Raw genomic sequence first — 18,015 nt, forward strand, 5'->3', positions numbered from 1 at the left:
GCTCCGGTGCGCGGACGCCCCATCCTTGCATGTCGCGCCGCGGACAGTGCCACCGACCGCTCGTCGCGCACTCGTCACAGCGGGCTCACGTGTCGCGCCGCTTCATCACGGATCGGGGAGATTCCGTGACAGGAGGTGTGCGGCGGCCCGAAAGTGGAGATCCTTGTGCCCGCACGGACAGAGCCGACGGCGTGTCACGGGGGAAGTGCGAATCAGTGGAACGTGCGCAGGAACATGCGTCGACCGGCAGACCGGACGGTCCCGCCGCGCGGCCCGGCGAGACCGGGACCGCCCTGGAACTCCTGGTCCACGGCGTGGGCGGCACCACGCCGCAGGAGATGCTGAATGATCCGCGGACCGTGCGGATCACCGGCGACGACACGGCGGCCGTCTTCCGGCGCGCCGACGACGTCGATGCCGAGCACAGCCCCGAGGACCGCCGTCGCGAAGGACCGGTGCCGGAGGCCTACGTCTGGTGCAACCTCACCTCCGGCAACGGCACCCGCGCCCTGTGGCTGTTACTGCTGCCGTTCATGGTCGTCAACCTCGCCCACTGGATGCGCCCCACCGCCCACGGCCGCCGCCGCACCGTGCGCCTGTACGGCCTCCTGGTCAGGCTCGCCGGGCTCACGCTGACGGTGCTGCTCGTCGCGGCGGCCTGCGAGGTCGCGCTCGACCTGGCGGCCTGGCAGTGCGCGGGCACCGCCGCGTGCGCCGACCAGCACTCCTGGCTGGGCTTCCTCTCACCCACCGTCTCGGACGGCGGCTGGTGGAGCGCCCCCGGCCGCAGGCTCGCCCTCGCCGCCGTCGTGCCCACCGCCCTGACCGTCCTGCTGTGGTACCTGTCCCGGCGTACGTGGAGCGACTACGAGTCGCAGCAGCCCTTCGAACGTGCCCCCGAGCCCGAAGCGGACGGCGGCCCGACCGCACTCGGCCGGCCCGGGTTCTGGTACGGACGCCGGCTGGTGGCCCGGCTGCGCGCCGCGCACACCGCCGCCGGCCTCATCACGGTCGCCGCCGCGGTCGGCAGCGCCGCCGCCCGCCACGACCGCCGCCCCGGCGGCCCCGCCGTGCTCGACACCCTGGGCCTGATCCTGGAAGCGGCCCTCGCGGCCTGCGCGGTCGCCGTGGTGTGGGTGGTGTGCCGCCGCGGCCGCAGCGAGAAACGGCTGGACCGCACACTCGACGAGCGTTTTGTACGACGCCTGCCGCTCGCCGCGCTCGCGCTGCTCGCCCTCGCCGTCCTTTACGCCGGGTGGGAGCGCCCGGGGTGGAGGTCGGAAGGCCGTCTGCCGGGTGACACGACCTTCGGCGGGATCGCCCTGGTCCAGGGCCTGCTCGTGATCGTCCTCGGCGTCGTCGCCCACGTCCTGCACCGCACCGACCCCGACCGGCGGGCGGTGCTGCGGGGCCTGGGCGGACCTGCCGTGGCGATGCTGGCCTGCGCGCTGGGCGGGGTGATGTCCGGCGGCGTGTCCCAGCGCGTGTCCGACTGGCTGGACGGCACCGGGGCGTCGATCCCGGGCCCGCCGGTGCTGCTGACCTGGCAGGCGTCCGTGATCCCGCCGCTGCTCGTGGTGCTGCTGGGGCTCTTCGGCTGGCTGGCCCATCGTGCCTGGCAGCTGGCCCGCGAAGAGCGCGTCGCCGTGGCACTCGACTACCCGGACGAGGCCCTGGACCCCGCCCGCACCCGCCGTATCGCCTACACCCGTGCCATGGCCTCGCTGACCGACCGGGGGCCCCGCATCGTCGCCGTCACCTCCGGCGTCACCCTGTTGCTCGGCGCCGCAGCCCTCGTGGGAGCCCTGGCAACCGACGAGACGCCGGGCGAGGCCGCGCAAGGCACCTACCCCGTCGTCCACGGCGCCGCGGAGACCGCCCAGGCCCTCGGCTCCTGGCTGATCGGCCTCGGGTTCATACTCTTCGTCACCTGGGGCCGGCGCGCCTACAAGGACGCCGCGGCCCGCCGCACCATCGGCATCCTGTGGGACGTCGGCACCTTCTGGCCCCGCGCCTCCCACCCCTTCGCCCCGCCCTGCTACGCCGAGCGCGCGGTGCCCGACCTGACCTGGCGGATAGCGACCTGGACCCGCGCCACCGGCGGACGGCTGGTCATCTCCGGGCACTCGCAGGGCAGCGTGCTGGCCGCCGCGGCGGCCTGGCAACTCGCCCCGTCCGCCCGCAAGCGGGTCGGGCTGCTGACCTACGGCTCCCCGCTGGAACGCCTCTACGGCCGCTGGTTCCCGGCGCACTTCGGACCCGACGCGCTCGGCTCCCTGCACCGGGACGTCGACTGCTGGCGCAACCTCTACCGGCTCACCGACCCCATCGGCGGCCCGGTGCGGCTGCCCGGCGGCCGCGGCGCGCAGGTCGACCACACCCCCCTGATGGACCCCCTCGCCTACGGCCGCACCGCTCTCCTGCCGCTGCCCGCGCCGATCCTCGGCCACTCCGACTACCAGGCCGACCCGGCCTTCGCCGAGGAACGCCACACCCTGCTGGCCCGGTTGAGACCGGAGGCGCCGGAAATGCCTTCGCCACGGCACCAGCCCGAGCCGCCCGCCGCGTAGGCGAATCCTCAGAGCAACTCGGGGAGATCCTCCGCGTAGAGCAGCGTCAGGTCGTCCGTGCTCGGCTCCGGGACCTGGGCGACCCGGCTCGCGTGCCGCTCGACCATGGCCTCGAACGTCTGCCGTGCGGTACGGCCGTTGCCGAACGCCGGTCCCTTGGGGAGCACCGTGAAGTACTTCCGCAGGGCCTCCGCCGCGCCCGGAGCCAGCCGGTACTCGTGCTCCTCGGCCTGCTGCTCCACGATCCGCAGCAGGTCCTCGGGGCCGTAGTCGCTGAAGGTGATGGTCCGCGAGAAGCGGGACGCCACACCCGGGTTGACCGACAGGAAGCGCTCCATCTCTGCCGTGTAGCCCGCGACGATCACCACGACCGCGTCCCGGTGGTCCTCCATCAGCTTCACCAGCGTGTCGATGGCCTCCTTGCCGAAGTCGCGGCCCGCGTCCTCCGGGGACAGCGCGTAGGCCTCGTCGATGAACAGCACGCCGCCGCGCGCCTTCTCGAAGGCCTCCTGGGTGCGGATCGCCGTCGAGCCGATGTGCTCACCGACCAGGTCGACCCGGGACACCTCGACCAGGTGGCCCTTCTCCAGCACGCCGAGGGAGGCGAGGATCTCGCCGTAGAGTCGCGCGACCGTGGTCTTGCCGGTGCCGGGGGAGCCGGTGAAGACCAGGTGCCGCTTGACCGAGGCCGCCTTCAGGCCGGCCTGCTGCCGGCGCCGGCCGACCTCGATCATGTCGGTGAGGGCGCGCACCTCGCGCTTGACGCTGTCCAGGCCCACCAGCGCGTCGAGTTCACCGAGGACGTCCTTGGAGGAGCGGGCCGGCTGCTCGGGCTCCACGGCCGCTGCCGGGGGTTCCGGTTCCGTGCGCTGTCCCGGGACAGCGCCCAGCAGGCCGGGTGAGTGACTCACCGTCTGCACCGCCGTCTCCGGCGCCGCCGCGGGCGCGCGCAGCCCCGCGCTCTCGTCGCTCGTGCAGTCCTCGACGAGCGGGCTCGCTCCGGACGCCGCGTCCGCGCCGCTGTCCGCGAACTCGTAGCCCCCGCGCGCGCACCGCTCCGTGCGGCACTTCCGCAGCGTCGTACGGCTGCCGTCGATCACATGGAAGCCGTAGCCGCCGCTGCCCGTGACCCGGCAGTTCAGGAAGCTGCCGCGGCCGCCGGCCGAGACGTAGACACCGGCCTCCGCGGGGGAGTCGATGGTGCAGCGCTCCACGGTGGGGTCGGCGCCCTTGGTGACGATCACGCCGGTCTGGGTGCCGTCCACCGTGCAGTTGCTGAGGGTGCCACCGCTGCCGTGGTCACGGAACCAGGCGCCCGTCGCCGCGTCCCGGATCCGGCAGTCGTCGAGCTGCGCGGTCGCGCCGTCGCTCACCGACACGGCCGTGTTGCGCACCTGCGACAGGTCGGTGTCGACGACGTCCACGCGCGAGCCGCGGTCGAGGACGAACAGCGCATCCGGCACGTCGTGCACGCGGCAGGAGTCCAGGACGGCGGTGGCGCCGTCACTCACCCACACCGCCGGGTAGTCGCCCGTGCTGTCGAAGATCTCGCACTGGTTGGCGTCCACCCGCGTGCCCGGATCCCACACCGACAGGCCGTTGCGCCCGAACTGCCGCACCGTGGTGCGGGTCAGCGTGAGAACGGAGCGGGAACGCAGGTCGACCGCGTTCTCCGGGATGTCGTGGATACGGCAGTCGGCGAGCGTCAGCACCGCGTCCGTGTCGAGCGTGACCCCATCGGCCGTCGTGCGGTGCACATCGCAGTCGGTGAGGTGGGCGGTGGCCCGGCCGGTGATCTGCACACCGCTGCCCCGGACTTCGTAGATCTCGCAGCCCACCGCCTCCAGCGCCGAGTTCTCCCCGGTAGCCGACAGGCCCGAACCCGACGTGTGGTGCACCCGGCAGCGCTCCAGGCGGGGGTGGGCACCGCCGCGCACCGCCACGCCCGCCTGGCCGGCCGCGACGATCTCGCACTCCTCGAACACCCCGCCCGCGCCGTCGACCACGGCGATGCCGATGCCCGCCGGATTGTCGACCGCGCAGCGCCGCACCGTGGGCCGGGCGCTGCCGCGCACCTCGATGCCGGCCGCCGACCGCGTCACGACCCGCACGTCCCGCAGCTCCGGGGTGCCCTCCTCCACCAGCACGGCGGGGGCGGCCGCGTCCTGGCCCTCCACATGCAGGTCCTGCACCACCGCCGAGGCGCGCACGGTCAGCGGCACGCCGTCCACGGGCGCGATCCGCACCGAGCCGGGGGAGCCCTCGGGACCGCGCAGGGTCACCGCGCGCTGCAGGACGAGGTTCTCCCGGTAGGTGCCGGGCGCGACGGTGAGGACGTCGCCGTCGGCCGCGGCCTCCAGGGCGGCGGCGAGCGATGCGTACTCACCCGTGCGGCGCCGCCACCGCGACGTGCCGGTGTGCGTCACCTGGACCGTGCCCTGTGCCATGGTGTAGCTGTGCCCCCACCTCGGTCGTACTGATGGCTCGTCCGCCCTCGGGGCGCTCCGGCCGGATCGCGACCGCGACCGAGCCCGCCCCGGGGGGGGCCTGGGCGCGCACGCGGCATCGACACCGGCGCGTCCCTGAGGCTCGCTCGCGCGCGGGTTGTGCCGAACGGTTCGGCCGGACCACCGTAGCGTGCGCGCGGGTGGTGGGTTGACCAGAGCCGGAAGGCGGTCAGCTGCCGGTGCCCGTCCTGCCCCAGTCCGGGCCCGCCTTGTCCCATGCCTGGTCCCAACGGGCGTACCGGCGGCGGACCATGCGCCAGACGATCAGCCGTCTGCCGCCCTCTATGAGTCCGCCCGTCGCCAGGGCCGCGCCGAAGCCCGCCAGGACCGCGTGCGTCGAGGCCGTCGCGGAGTCGAGCGGGCGGGCCACCATCCGGCCGTGCCGGTCGGTCCATATCCGGAACTCGTCGCCGTGCTGCGGGTCCTTGAGGCTTGCCAGGACCGGGCCCTGGTGCGCGGTGCCGTCCGGTGCGGTCCAGTCGGCGAGGACGCGGTTGCGCAGATCCCTGCCCGACGAGGTCTCCGGGTCGGCGTCCAGCGGGGAGGGGTCCAGCTTGCGGACCACTGTGGCCGTCACCAGATGCCGCGCCTCGTGCTGCGCCCGGACGGAGCGCTGCAGCGCGTCCTGAGCCGTGCCCCCGACGAGCGCGCCGGCGACCGGGGCGGCCAGCAGGATCAGCAGCAGGGCGGCCAGTGCCACCCAGGCCTCGGCCAGGTCGGTCGCGCGGCACAGTGGATTGCGCCGCCAGCGCCAGAGCCCCCTGATCGCTCGCACCGCCTGCACCCCCTTCCCGCTCCGTGATACTCCCCGGCGGAGCCGTACACGCACGGACCCGTCGAAGAGAGAGCGACATCACCTCTCCCCAGGGCCTCTCATGAATTTCTCACACAAGCCCAACGCCCGGGCCCGCGGCGCGGTTCCCACACGCTCGGAGAGCTATTCGAGGATCCTGACCGCGTCCCCGACCCGGATCGTGCCGCGGGACAGCGGCACCAGGTTCTGCCCGAAGACCAGCTTGCCGCCGAGCCGGCGGTGCCGCCCCAGGCTGAACAGGGGCTCGCGGCCGCGCTCGCCGGTGCCCTGGTCGGTGGTGGTCACCACGCACCGGCCGCAGGGCTTGGCCACGCGGAAGGACACCTCCCCGATGGCGAGGCGCGACCAGGCGTCCTCGGCCCAGGCGGGGGTGCCCGCCACGACCACGTTCGGCCGGAAGCGGTTCATGGGCAGGGGGCCCTCACCGGCGTGCTCGCCCTGCGCGATCAGGGAGTTGAGGGCGTCGAGCGAGGCCGTCGTGGTGAGCAGCAGCGGAAACCCGTCGGCGAAGGAGACGGTCTCACCGGGCCGCGCGTACTCCGGGTCGACGGGCCGGCGGGTGGCCGGATCGTCCATATATGCCAGCCGCACGTCGATGCCGAGGTAGGAACTGCACCAGGCGTGCGCGGCCTCGTCCTCGGCCGGGATCACCTCGACCTTGTCGCGGAAGATCTCCACCGGCACGGTGGCGACGGGCCGGGGAACGGGCACCGTCAACGGCGGCATGCCGGGCGCGGACAGACGGACGCCGCCACCGGACCGAAGCTCGGCGGCGGCGAGTGCGAGACGCGGCTGCTGGCGTTGTGTGACGACCTTTCCCCCGTCGTCGATCAGCACCCAGCGCCGGTCTCCGGTCAGCCCCCAGGGCTCGACGGCGGCCTCCCGGGGCGCCAGGCCCCGGACCGCCTTGACCGGATGGACGTGAATCGAGTGCAGGTGAGCGTTCCCCATGGGGCCATGGTGCCAGCCGGCACCGACAGCCCCCGGAGGTCGGCTCAGTACCCGCGGTACTGCTGGTTGTTGTACGGGTCCTGATAGGGCGCCGGGGCCGGCCGGGGAGCAGCGGGGCGCATCGCCTCGTAGCCCGCGGGGGCCGCCGGGCGCGGCTGCTGCGGCTGGGGGCCGGGGTAGCCGCGCGGAGCGGTGGCCTGCTGCGGGATGTACGCCGCGGGCGCCTGCTGCAGCGGGGCGGGCTGCTGCGCCTGCGGATAGCCGTAGGCGGGCTGGGAGGGAGCTGCCGGAAGGGCGGGCAGCGCCGAAGGGAGGGCGGGCAGGTTGCCGCCCGGCATGTCGTACTGAGCGGGAACCCGGATCGGGGCGATCTGCGGGGTGCCCCGCTCGGCGACGAGCCTGTCGTAGATCGGGGTGTCCGGGAAGGAGGCGGAGTAGTAGCCGCCGCCATAGGTGGAGCGGGGGGAGGTCATGGCACATAAGTTAAGCCCACGATGTGCTGGTTGGGGAGACCGATAAGAGGGTTGTTTTCCGTGTCCGCCGTGACCCGGGATCCCCAATGCGAGCGAACTCGGCAAAAAGGGGCGCCGAACGGGCCCCTGATCGTGTAAAGGCCGAGTTCCGGGCGGGTTACCACCGGTTGGCCGCCGGTCGCCCGTGCGGTGACGCATGGGACTTCGCCGCGGCAAGGAATAGGTTGTGCGCACGGAACTCGACGGACGGGCCGGGACGGGCCTGGCGCGGTGACACGCAATGGGGGCGGACATGGAAATGCTGAAAGGTTCAAATACTCCAGTGCCCACCGCGGCGTTGCGGGTGGAATTGGGGTGGCGGGCCGGAGCGGGCGTACCCGACGCCGACGCCTCCGCTTTGCTGCTCGTCAGCGGGAAGGTCCGCTCGGACGCGGACTTCGTCTTCTACAACCAGCCCGCGCACTCCTCCGGCGCGATCCGGCACGAGGGCAAGCGCACCACCGACGGCCGGGTGACCGACGCGCTCCTCGTCGACCTCGCGCGCGTGGAGCCCGCGATCGAGACGGTCGTCCTCGCCGCCTCCTCCGACGGCGGCACGTTCGGACGGGTCCCCGATCTGTACATCGAGGTCCAGGATGCCGCCCAGGGCACGCCGGTGGCCCGCTTCGACAACCCGGGCGCCACCACCGAAACCGCTTTCGTACTGGGCGAGTTCTACCGCCGCCAGGGTGCCTGGAAGTTCCGCGCCGTCGGGCAGGGCTACAGCAGCGGACTCGAAGGACTGGCCACGGACTACGGCATCACGGTGGACGAGCCGCAGCAGGCGGCACCGGCCCCGGCCATGGCCCCGGCGCCTCCCGCGGCCACGCCGCCCGCCGCGTACACGCCCCCGCCGGTGCCGCAGCCCGCGGCTCCGCCGCCGCCTGCCGCGCCGCCCGCGCCCGTCCGCCTCACCAAGGTCACGCTCACCAAGGCGGCCCCCTCCGTCTCCCTCACCAAGCAGGGCGGCACATCCGGCGCGCTGCACGTGAACCTCAACTGGGAGGTGCGCAAGCAGTTCTCGGGGTGGAGCAGCAAGTTCGGACGCCCGACCGCGATGCACTCCGACCTCGACCTCGACCTGTGCGCGCTGTACGAACTCAACGACGGCAGCAAGGGCGTCGTGCAGGCCCTCGGCAACAGTTTCGGAGCGCTGCACCAGCCTCCGTACATCCACCTCGACGGCGACGACCGCACCGGGGCCCTGACGACGGGCGAGAACCTCACCGTCAACCTCGACCACAAGAACGCCTTCCGGCGCATCCTCGTCTTCGTCACCATCTACGAAGGGGCCCGCTCCTTCGCCGACTTGCACGCCTCGGTCACGCTCCAGCCGCAGTACGGGGCGTCGATCGAGTTCTCCCTCGACGAGTGCACGGTCCCCTCACTGGTGTGCGCACTCGCCCTGATCACCAACACCGGCGGCGACCTGGTCGTCCAGCGGGAGGCGCGCTACCTGGTGCCCGACCGCGGGGTGAGCCCGCAGCGGACCGTCGACCACGCCTACGGGTGGGGCATGAACTGGACCCCCGGCCGGAAGTGACTCCGCCTGCGGTCGTCAGCCCTCGTCGGGCAGCACGGCGTCCGGGCGCGCGTAGGTGCGGCCCTTCCAGGCCGCACCCCGTCCCCGGTAGTGCTGCACCGCCGAATCGACCGTCATGAGGAGGTAGAGGAACGCGGTGAACGGCAGCAGGGGAGCGAGCCACAGCGGCTGCCGGTAGTAGCGGAGCATCGGGACGTAGGTCCCCGCCATGACGAGCCACGCGAGACCCCCGGCGACCGCCGCCCGCGTACTGCCGGCGGCGAAGCCGGCCAGGACCGCCGCGGGCGGCACCAGATACACCAGCGCCAGCCCGGCGACCGTCCCGGCCAGCAGCGCAGGGTTGTGCCGCAGCTGGGCGTACGCACTGCGCGAGACCATGCGCCACAGGTCGTGCAGCCGCGGATACTGCCGCACACTGTCCACCCGCTCGGCGAGCCCCAGCCAGACGCGGCCGCCGGCGCCCTTGACGGCCCGGGCGAGCGCCACGTCGTCGATCACGGCGTGCCGGATCGCGTCGGGAATCCGCGCCCGCTCGGCGGCGTCCGCCCGCAGCAGGACGCAGCCCCCGGCCGCGGCCGCCGTCCGCCCCCGCGCGGCGATCCGGCGGAAGGGGTAGAGCTGCGCGAAGAAGTAGACGAACGCCGGGACCACCAGCCGTTCCCAGACGCTCTCCACCCGCAGCCGGGCCATCTGGGAGACGACGTCGAACCCACCGGAACGGGCCGCCGCCACCAGCTCCCGCAGACTGTCCGGCGCGTGCGCGATGTCGGCGTCCGTCAGGAGGAGGTACTCGGGATCACGCGCGCGTGCCAGCCCGATGCCGTGGCGCACCGCCCACAGCTTGCCGGTCCAGCCCGCCGGAGGCTCGCCCGGCGAGCCCACGGTCAGCGGCAGCCCGCCGTGCCGGCGCGCCAGCTCACGCGCCAGATCACCGGTGCCGTCCGAACTGCCGTCGTCGACGAGGAAGATCTCCGCCCGCCCCGGATAGTCCTGCAGCAGCAGCGACGGCAGCGCGGCGGGCAGCACGGCCGCCTCGTCGCGGGCGGGGACGACGACGCACACGGACGGCCACGCGTCCGGCTCCGCACGCGCGGGCAGTCGCACATCGGTGCGCCAGAAGAAGCCCTGACAGAGCAGCAGCCACAGCCAGGCGAGAAGTGATCCAGCGGCAGTCCACACAACGGCGCTCACGCGCGCAGTCTGCCCCACCCGAGCTGCCCGCAACGGCTCATCGTCTATCGTGATCGGGTGAAGATCGCGCTCATGGACTCCGGAATCGGTCTGTTGGCGGCCACCGCCGCGGTACGACGGCTGCGCCCCGACGCCGATCTCGTGCTCTCCCTGGACCCCGACGGCATGCCGTGGGGCCCGCGCACCACGGAAGACCTCACCAGGCGTGCCCTGGCCGTCGCCGAGGCCGCCGCCGCGCGCCGCCCCGACGCCCTGATCGTCGGCTGCAACACCGCGACCGTGCACGCGCTCACCGCCCTGCGCGCCCGCCTCGAACCGGGACTCCCGGTCATCGGTACCGTCCCGGCGATCAAGCCGGCCGCGGCCGGCGGCGGGCACCTCGCCATCTGGGCCACCCCGGCGACCACCGGCAGTCCCTACCAGCGGACCTTGATCCGGGACTTCGCCGACGGCGTGCCCGTCACCGAGGTGCCGTGCTGGGGCCTCGCCGAGGCGGTGGAACACGCGGACGAGACGGCGATCGACGCGGCCGTGACCGCGGCCGCCGCCCTCACCCCGGACGAGGTGACCACCGTCGTGCTGGGCTGCACCCATTACGAACTGGTCGCCGAGCGCATCCGGACCGCCGTCCAGCGCCCCGGCCGCCCGCCCCTCGTGCTGCACGGCTCCGCGGGAGCCGTGGCCGCCCAGGCCCTGCGCCGGCTCGGCGGGCAGCCCGCGCCGGGAGCCACGCCGCACGGCACGCTCACCGTGCTGCTCAGCGGACGCGAGGGCGCGCTGCCGGCCCCTGCCCTGGCGTACGCCGAAGGGCGTCTGCTGCAGGCGGTCACGCCTGCCGGCTGACGGCAACCGGTCACCGACGGTCATCGGCGAGCCGGAGCCGTGCGACGTCCACCCGGCGCAGTCACGCTCCGCCACGAGGTACCAGCGGAGCGAAACCTGAGTACCCTCATAGGCATGAGGGACCACCTCCACGGCGAGAACGCCCCCCACTCGCACCCGGACGTCTGGACCGGCCGTGCCACCAACCGTGTGCAGTGGCTGCTGGCGCTCGTGGGTGCTGCCTGCATGGCGCTCGGCGTCGAGCTGGCCGTCGACTCGGCATGGACGTCCGGCGTCGCCCCGCTGGTCATGGCCGTCGTCGGGTGCATCGCCGCCGGGCTGCTGGTCCTCTTCGGAACGCTCGCCTTCGTGCACGTCGCCCTGCGGGTCGACGAGGAGCACCTCGAGGTGCGCTGCGGCCACATCGGCGTGCCCCGCCGCCGTATCCCGCTCTCCGACGTGGCCGGCGCCACGTACATCTCCCATGTCACCCCCCGCCACTGGGGCGGCTGGGGCTACCGATGGCTGCCCGAGAAGGGCACCGCGGTGGTCGTACGACGCGGCGAGGGCGTCGAGCTGGAGCTGTGGGACGGCCACACCTTCACCGTCACGGTGGACGACGCGGAGGCGGCCGTGCGGGTGATCGAGGCACGGCTGCGGCCCACCAAGCCGGGCGCTCCCGCGCACTGATTCGCCGGGCCCTCGTCACCGGCTGTGATCGACGCCGGTGATCACTGACCGTGATCTCAGGGCCGTGATGCCGTCGGCGTCGGGCACCGGATGCCGGTCGTTCACCACGCAGGAGTGCGTCCAGCGCCGCGCGCCTGAGCTTCCGGAGTGCGGTTTGCCGATTCGTCGGCGAGGGGGCGCGCCGTGGCCATGCCCGCCAGCAGGCCCGCGCCCACCGACACCGCCGTGAAGCTCAGCGCGTTTCCGATCGCGGCGATGGCGGCGAGCGCTGTCAGGGCCGCGCCCGCCGTGAGCGCGACCGGGGTCGGGCGCGGGCCGCGCCACAGCGCGTACAGGACCCAGCCGAACGCCGCCGCCAGCAGGACCATGCCGACGATCCCCTGTTCCGCTGCTTGCTGCAGGGGCGCCGAGTGGGGCTTGCCGTCGGACAGCAGTGACTGGGCCGACGTCGTGCTCAGCTCCCCGAAGCGGCCCGGCCCGGCCCCCAGCGCGGCGTCGTCGCCGAGCAGGTGCCAGGCGTCCTGCCACAGCTGCACGCGGTGCGGCGTCAGCCGTCCCTCCAGAGCGGCCACGAACCCGCCCGGCACGGCTTGCGCGGCGACCGCCCAGATCAGACCGGTGACCAGGGCGGCGACCGCGGCCAGTACGGCCATTCCCGCGCCGCGGTGACGCGTGCGGCCGGCGGCCAGCGAGCACACCAGCACCGCGAGACAGGTCACGAAGCCGCTGGTCGAGCCGAGCACGGCCGCCAGCACCGCGATGCCGGCGGCCAGCAGACGCAGAGCGAACCGAACGGCCGGCGCAGGCGCGGCCCAGGCCGCACAGCACGCGGCACCGGCCGACAGCGTCAGTACGGCGGCGGTGGCCCCCGCATGCCCCAGGGGCGTGGCGATCTGCGGGCCCGGAGCCAGATGCGGAACGGCCACCGTCAGCGCGATGCCGGCCAGCGCCCCGGCGAAGGGCGCGCCGACCGGCAGCAGCGCCCCGCCGATCCGCCCGGCGGCGTACCCGGCGGCCACGGCCAGCACCGCCAGGAGCACTCCCTCGGGCCGTCCGTCGTGCACGGCCGCAGTGATCAGGGACCAGGCGGCGCAGGCGCCCAGCACCACGACACCCGCCGCGTCAGAAACGATTCGTCTCTCGCCGTCCGCGTCCGGCCCGGACGCAGACGTCATCCCACTGGAACCCACCCCGCCCGCCCCCCGGCGCACCCTCGCCCCCGACTTGTGAAGGCCCCGGTCGCCCGGCCGCCACGGGCCGTACGTCTGAGGCTTGGCACACCGTAACGGCTGGTGAACGGTTTGGGGATGTGTCGTGACGAAATGAACAGGGAGTCCGCAACGCGTACCGCGCTGTCGGCCCGCAGGTCACGCGCCTTACACTCCGGGAGTGACCGTCACCGCAACCTCCGTCGGCGAGTCGGACCAGCTGGAGCCGCGGATCGCGCCGGGGGCGCGGACGTGGGCCCGGCGGCTCGTACGTCTCGTTCCGGCCGCCGCAGCCGCGCTCTCCGGCCTGCTCCTCTACGTCTCCTTCCCGCCCCGCACGCTGTGGTGGCTGGCCCTGCCGGCCTTCGCCGTCTTCGGCTGGGTGTTGCGCGGCCGCGGCTGGAAGGCGGCGCTCGGTCTCGGCTACCTCTTCGGCCTCGGGTTCCTGCTGCCGCTGCTGGTGTGGACGGGAGTGGAGGTCGGGCCGGGCCCCTGGCTCGCCCTGGTGGCGATCGAGGCTCTCTTCGTCGCCCTGGTCGGCGCCGGTGTCGCGGCCGTGTCGAAGCTGCCCGGGTGGCCGGTGTGGGCGGCCGCCGTGTGGATCGTCGGCGAGGCGGCACGCGCGCGTGCGCCCTTCAACGGCTTCCCCTGGGGAAAGATCGCCTTCGGTCAGGCGGACGGTGTGTTCCTGCCGCTCGCCGCGGTGGGCGGCACCCCGGTGCTCGGTTTCGCGGTCGTCCTGTGCGGCTTCGGACTGTACGAGGTCGTCCGGCTTGCCGTGCATTGGCGGCGGACCGGTGAGGTGCGGCGCGCCGCGGCCACCATGGGCCTGCTGAGCCTGGCCGTCCCGGTCGTGGGCGCCGTCGCGGCCCGGCCGCTGGTCAGTGACACGGCCGAGGACGGCAGTGTCACCGTCGCGGTGATCCAGGGCAACGTGCCCCGCGCCGGGCTCGATTTCAACTCCCAGCGGCGGGCCGTACTCGACTACCACGCCCGCGAGACGGAACGCCTGGCCGCCGAGGTCAAGGCCGGCAAGGTCGCGCGGCCCGACTTCGTGCTGTGGCCGGAGAACTCCTCCGACATCGACCCCTTCGCCAACCCCGACGCCCGCGCCGTCATCGACTCGGCGACCAGGTCCATCGGCGTGCCCATCTCGGTCGGCGGCGTCGTCGAGCGGGACGGCAAGCTGTACAACGAGCAGATCCTGTGGGACCCGGCGAAGGGCCCCGTCGACACCTACGACAAGCGCCAGATCCAGCCGTTCGGCGAGTACCTGCCGCTGCGCTCGTTCATCGGTGCGATCAACGAGAACTGGACGGCGATGGTCCGCCAGGACTTCAGCCGGGGCACCGAGCCGGGCGTGTTCACCATGGACGGCGCCAAGGTCGGCCTCGTCACCTGCTACGAGGCCGCCTTCGACTGGACCGTGCGCTCCGAGGTCACCGACGGCGCCCAGATGATCTCCGTGCCCAGCAACAACGCCACCTTCGACCGCAGCGAGATGACCTACCAGCAGCTCGCCATGTCCCGCGTGCGCGCGGTCGAGCACAGCCGGACCGTGACGGTACCGGTGACCAGCGGTGTCAGCGCGATCATCATGCCGGACGGCAGGATCACGCAGAAGACCGGCATGTTCGTGGCCGACTCACTGGTGCAGAAGGTGCCGCTGCGGTCCTCGCAGACCCCCGCCACCCGCCTCGGCATCCTGCCGGAGGTCGCCCTCGTGCTGGTCGCGGCGGGCGGACTCGGCTGGGCCGTCGGCGCGGGGATGCGCGGGCGACGCGCCGATGACGTGTAGCCGTACGCCGGTCGCACGCCGCTTGAATCGCGCCGGGGCGCCGGAAGCGGCCCGTTAGGGTCGACGGCATGGCTACTCCCGACTTCATCCGCACGCTCCGTGCCTCGGCCGGTCATCAGCTGCTCTGGCTCCCCGGGGTCACCGCCCTCGTCTTCGACGACGAGGGCCGAGTGCTGCTCAACCGCCGGGCCGACACCCGCCAGTGGTCCGTGCTCGGCGGCATCCCGGACCCGGGGGAGCAGCCCGCGGCCTGCGCGGTGCGGGAGGTCTACGAGGAGACGGCCGTGCGCTGCGTCGCCGAACGCGTCGTCGTCGTCCAGGCCCTGCAGCCCGTCACGTACGAGAACGGCGACACCTGCCAGTACATGGACATCACCTTCCGCTGTCGGGCCGTCGGCGGCGAGGCGCGGGTCAACGACGACGAGTCGCTGGACGTGGCCTGGTTCGACATCGACGCGCTGCCCGATCTGAACGAGTTCGGGCTGCTCCGGATCAAGCAGGCCCTGTCGGACGCCCCCACATGGTTCGACCCCACTGCCTCCGGCTGAACTATGGGGCGTGACCACATGGGGTGGGGCATGAGCGCTGCCTAGGGTCGAACCATGACCGCGCCCCGTGCCCTCCCGGCCCCCCACGCCTCCCCGCTCGACCTGGGCGGCCGCACCGCGCTCGTCACCGGCGCCGCCGGCGGCATCGGCCGTGCCTGCGTGCTGCGGCTCGCGGCCGCCGGGGCCAAAGTGAGAGCCGTCGACCGGGACGCCGCGGGCCTGGAGGCCTTGGCCGACCAGGGGTGCGGCCTCGCCGGGACGGTGGAGCCACACGTCCTCGACCTCACCGACCTGGACGCCGCCGAACTCGCTGCCGCGGGCACCGACGTCCTCGTCAACAACGCCGGGCTCCAACTGGTCCGTCCCATCGAGGAGTTCCCGCCCGAGGTGTTCCACACGGTGCTCACCGTGATGCTGGAGGCACCGTTCCGGCTCATCCGCGGGGCCCTGCCCCACATGTACGGGCAGGGCTGGGGCCGCGTCGTGAACGTGTCGTCCGTCCACGGGCTGCGCGCCTCGGCCTACAAGTCGGCCTATGTGGCCGCCAAACACGGTCTGGAGGGACTGTCCAAGACCACTGCCCTCGAAGGCGCGGCCCACGGTGTCACCTCGAACTGTGTGAACCCCGCCTATGTGCGTACCCCACTGGTCGAGAAGCAGCTCGCCGACCAGGCACAGGCGCACGGCATCCCCGAGGAGCGGGTCCTGTCCGAGGTGCTGCTGCAGGACAGCGCCGTCAAACGGCTCATCGAACCGGAGGAGGTCGCCGAGGCGGTGGCATATCTGTGCAGTCCGCAGGCGTCCTTCGTGAGCGGTACCTCGCTCGTGCTCGACGGTGGCTGGACCGCCCACTGAGCAGCCGGTCCCATCGGCTCCGGGGAGTTGTCCACAGGGCTGACGGGACGGCCCGGTCATGGTGAATCCTGTGAGCATGTCCAGCGATCACGTGCAGTCCGCCGAAATGCCGTTCCTCGAGCTCCTGGCCCGGGGAGCGTCGGCCGACGCCTATGAGCAGCCGGAGCTGCTCGCGCGTGCCGAGGGGCGCCCGGCGGAGTGGATCGCCGCGCTCCAGCAGGCCAAGCCGCTCGCCCTGCGCGTGCGCGCCGAGCTGGAGGGGCGACGCCGGCGCGAGGCGGAGCTGTCCGCCCTGTTCGAGACCGCCCACGACCTCGCCGGGCTGCGCGACCTCGACGCCGTCCTCCAGGCGATCGTGCAGCGCGCCCGCTCACTGCTCGGCACGGACGTCGCCTACCTCAGCCTGAACGACACGGAGCGCGGCGACACCTACATGCGGGTCACCGAGGGCTCGGTCGCGGCCCGGTTCCAGCAGCTGCGGCTCGGCATGGGGGAAGGGCTCGGCGGCCTCGTCGCACAGACCGCGCGCCCCTATGTCACCGACGACTACTTCGAGGACGACCGTTTCCAGCACACCCACACCATCGACGCGGGCGTGCGGGACGAGGGGCTGGTGGCCATTCTCGGCGTGCCGCTGACGCTCGGGCACCACGTCATCGGCGTGCTGTTCGCCGCGGACCGCCGGGCCCGGGTCTTCGAGCGGGAGCAGATCGCCCTGCTCGGCTCCTTCGCCGCCCTCGCCGCGGCCGCCATCGACACCGCCAATCTGCTCGCCGAGACCCGGTCGGCTCTCGCCGGCCTGGAGCGGGCGAACGAGATCATCCGGGACCGCAGCGGCGTCATCGAGCGCGCCTCCGACGTGCACGACCGGCTCGCCGAGCTCGTCCTGCGCGGCGGCGGGGTGCACGACGTGGCCGCCGCGGTCTCCGAGATCCTCGACGGCACGGTCGAGTTCGCCGAGACCGCCGCCGCACCCGCCGGCGCCCTGGAGAAGTCCGGTGCGGAGGGGCACGCGGTACAGCACGAGGACGACTGGATCGCCGCCGTCGCAGCGGGCGGCGAACTCCTCGGCGCGCTGGTGCTGCGGGGGCACCCGGGGCTCGACCCCGTCGACCAGCGCACCCTGGAGCGTGCCGCCATGGTCACCTCCCTGTTGCTCCTGGCCCGCAGATCCGCCGCCGAGGCCGAACAGCGCGTGCGCGGTGAGCTGCTGGACGACCTGCTGGACGCCCGCGACCGCGACCCGCGCCTGCTGCGGGAGCGTGCGACCCGGCTCCACGCCGACCTCGACGCGCTCCACGTGGTGCTGGCCGCGCGGCTGGAGGTCGGTGCGGCCGGTGCCGACCAGGAGGCGGACGCCCGCAGACGCCTGGCAGCGGCGGCGTCCCACCTGGCCGCGACCCGGCACGGCCTGGCCGCCGCGCGCGACGGGGGCACCGTGCTGCTGCTGCCCCTCGGCCCCGGCGACACCGCGACCGACGTGGCCCGCCGCGCCGCCCGGCACCTGGGCACAGCGGTCCACGCACCGGTCACGGTCGGCGCATCCGCACCCGCCCAGGAGCTCGCCACCCGCCCCGAGACCGTGGCCACGGCTTACGCGGAGGCCCGCCGCTGCCTCGAAGCCCTCCGAGTCCTCGGCCGCTGCGGGGACGGGGCCGCCGCCGAGGACTTCGGCTTCCTGGGGCTGCTCCTGGCCGGTGACCGGGACATCCCCGGCTTCGTCGACCGCACCGTGGGCCAGGTCATCGCCTACGACCGGCGACGCGGCACGGACCTGCTGCGCACCCTCGACGCGTACTTCGCCTGCGGCATGAGCCCCGCCCGCACCAAGGACGAACTGCACGTCCATGTGAACACGGTCGCCCAGCGCCTGGAGCGCGTCGGCCGCCTCCTGGGCGACGACTGGCAGAGCCCGGCCCGCGTCCTGGAGATCCAACTCGCGCTGCGACTCCACCAGTTGTCGGAGCCCGCACAGCACTGACCCCCGTACGCACGCACGTACGGGG

General features: G+C 73.5%; 14 protein-coding genes. 8 read left to right on the plus strand and 6 right to left on the minus strand.

Features of this window, described 5'->3' with window-relative positions; all coding sequences use genetic code 11:
* Positions 1–215: 215 nt before the first annotated feature.
* Positions 216–2,570 (plus strand): hypothetical protein, encoded by a 2,355-nt coding sequence (locus tag AB0G20_RS09270; RefSeq protein WP_361298245.1) that lies wholly within the window; start codon positions 216–218, stop codon positions 2,568–2,570.
* An 8-nt stretch (positions 2,571–2,578) separates the two neighbouring features.
* Here AB0G20_RS09270 and AB0G20_RS09275 read toward each other — a convergent pair whose 3' ends face one another.
* The 4 genes from AB0G20_RS09275 to AB0G20_RS09290 all read right to left on the minus strand — a co-directional run bounded on the left by AB0G20_RS09275 (position 2,579) and on the right by AB0G20_RS09290 (position 7,315).
* Positions 2,579–5,017 carry a right-handed parallel beta-helix repeat-containing protein gene (locus AB0G20_RS09275; protein WP_361298248.1) on the minus strand — a complete coding sequence of 813 codons (2,439 nt, stop codon included), beginning with the start codon at positions 5,015–5,017 and terminating at the stop codon, positions 2,579–2,581.
* A 229-nt stretch (positions 5,018–5,246) separates the two neighbouring features.
* A complete protein-coding gene (locus AB0G20_RS09280) occupies positions 5,247–5,852 on the minus strand; it encodes a hypothetical protein (protein WP_361298251.1) in 606 nt (201 codons plus the stop codon).
* 162 nt (positions 5,853–6,014) lie between these two features.
* Entirely contained in the window at positions 6,015–6,842 is an 828-nt protein-coding gene (locus AB0G20_RS09285; protein WP_361298253.1) for an MOSC N-terminal beta barrel domain-containing protein, read from the minus strand.
* 44 nt (positions 6,843–6,886) lie between these two features.
* Positions 6,887–7,315, minus strand: a complete 429-nt coding sequence (locus AB0G20_RS09290) for a DUF6643 family protein (protein WP_031139469.1) — start codon at positions 7,313–7,315, stop codon at positions 6,887–6,889.
* A gap of 298 nt (positions 7,316–7,613) precedes the next feature.
* On the opposite strand from AB0G20_RS09290, the gene AB0G20_RS09295 reads away from it, so the two are divergent.
* Complete coding sequence (locus tag AB0G20_RS09295; protein WP_361298258.1) at positions 7,614–8,897, plus strand: TerD family protein; 1,284 nt, start codon at positions 7,614–7,616, stop codon at positions 8,895–8,897.
* Between the two features lie 15 nt (positions 8,898–8,912).
* Here AB0G20_RS09295 and AB0G20_RS09300 read toward each other — a convergent pair whose 3' ends face one another.
* Positions 8,913–10,106, minus strand: coding sequence for a glycosyltransferase (locus AB0G20_RS09300; RefSeq protein ID WP_361298261.1), 1,194 nt, complete (start codon positions 10,104–10,106; stop codon positions 8,913–8,915).
* 39 nt (positions 10,107–10,145) lie between these two features.
* Here AB0G20_RS09300 and AB0G20_RS09305 point away from each other — a divergent pair, with 39 nt between their 5' ends.
* Both AB0G20_RS09305 and AB0G20_RS09310 read left to right on the plus strand, forming a co-directional pair.
* The gene (locus AB0G20_RS09305) at positions 10,146–10,931 is read left to right on the plus strand and encodes an aspartate/glutamate racemase family protein (RefSeq protein WP_361298264.1); all 786 of its coding nucleotides are present in this window, start codon (positions 10,146–10,148) and stop codon (positions 10,929–10,931) included.
* A 114-nt stretch (positions 10,932–11,045) separates the two neighbouring features.
* On the plus strand, positions 11,046–11,600 hold the full coding sequence (locus tag AB0G20_RS09310) for a hypothetical protein (RefSeq protein ID WP_361298267.1): 555 nt from the start codon (positions 11,046–11,048) through the stop codon (positions 11,598–11,600).
* A gap of 101 nt (positions 11,601–11,701) precedes the next feature.
* On the opposite strand, the gene AB0G20_RS09315 is transcribed toward AB0G20_RS09310, so the two are convergent.
* Positions 11,702–12,775: an O-antigen ligase family protein gene (locus AB0G20_RS09315; RefSeq protein WP_361298270.1), complete on the minus strand. Its 1,074-nt coding sequence runs from the start codon at positions 12,773–12,775 to the stop codon at positions 11,702–11,704.
* Between the two features lie 214 nt (positions 12,776–12,989).
* On the opposite strand from AB0G20_RS09315, the gene lnt reads away from it, so the two are divergent.
* From lnt to AB0G20_RS09335, 4 genes are all read left to right on the plus strand, one after another.
* Positions 12,990–14,606 (plus strand): apolipoprotein N-acyltransferase, encoded by a 1,617-nt coding sequence (gene lnt, locus AB0G20_RS09320; RefSeq protein WP_361298273.1) that lies wholly within the window; start codon positions 12,990–12,992, stop codon positions 14,604–14,606.
* Positions 14,607–14,674: 68 nt separating this feature from the next.
* Complete coding sequence (locus AB0G20_RS09325; RefSeq protein ID WP_361298276.1) at positions 14,675–15,154, plus strand: NUDIX domain-containing protein; 480 nt, start codon at positions 14,675–14,677, stop codon at positions 15,152–15,154.
* Between the two features lie 54 nt (positions 15,155–15,208).
* Positions 15,209–16,009: a 3-hydroxybutyrate dehydrogenase gene (locus AB0G20_RS09330; protein WP_361298279.1), complete on the plus strand. Its 801-nt coding sequence runs from the start codon at positions 15,209–15,211 to the stop codon at positions 16,007–16,009.
* 76 nt (positions 16,010–16,085) lie between these two features.
* On the plus strand, positions 16,086–17,990 hold the full coding sequence (locus AB0G20_RS09335; RefSeq protein ID WP_361298282.1) for a GAF domain-containing protein: 1,905 nt from the start codon (positions 16,086–16,088) through the stop codon (positions 17,988–17,990).
* Positions 17,991–18,015 lie beyond the last annotated feature (25 nt).

The sequence above is a fragment of the Streptomyces sp. NPDC024017 genome, from assembly GCF_040638895.1.
Lineage (GTDB): Bacteria > Actinomycetota > Actinomycetes > Streptomycetales > Streptomycetaceae > Streptomyces.

Excerpts from the sequence above, each read along its gene's own strand:
- AB0G20_RS09295 (WP_361298258.1), top strand. The coding sequence starts at position 7,614 with ATGCTGAAAGGTTCAAATACTCCAGTGCCCACCGCGGCGTTGCGGGTG.
- AB0G20_RS09330 (WP_361298279.1), top strand. The coding sequence starts at position 15,209 with ATGACCGCGCCCCGTGCCCTCCCGGCCCCCCACGCCTCCCCGCTCGAC.
- AB0G20_RS09335 (WP_361298282.1), top strand. The coding sequence starts at position 16,086 with ATGTCCAGCGATCACGTGCAGTCCGCCGAAATGCCGTTCCTCGAGCTC.
- AB0G20_RS09285 (WP_361298253.1), bottom strand. The coding sequence starts at position 6,842 with ATGGGGAACGCTCACCTGCACTCGATTCACGTCCATCCGGTCAAGGCG.
- AB0G20_RS09325 (WP_361298276.1), top strand. The coding sequence starts at position 14,675 with ATGGCTACTCCCGACTTCATCCGCACGCTCCGTGCCTCGGCCGGTCAT.
- AB0G20_RS09275 (WP_361298248.1), bottom strand. The coding sequence starts at position 5,017 with ATGGCACAGGGCACGGTCCAGGTGACGCACACCGGCACGTCGCGGTGG.
- AB0G20_RS09310 (WP_361298267.1), top strand. The coding sequence starts at position 11,046 with ATGAGGGACCACCTCCACGGCGAGAACGCCCCCCACTCGCACCCGGAC.
- AB0G20_RS09290 (WP_031139469.1), bottom strand. The coding sequence starts at position 7,315 with ATGACCTCCCCCCGCTCCACCTATGGCGGCGGCTACTACTCCGCCTCC.
- AB0G20_RS09315 (WP_361298270.1), bottom strand. The coding sequence starts at position 12,775 with ATGACGTCTGCGTCCGGGCCGGACGCGGACGGCGAGAGACGAATCGTT.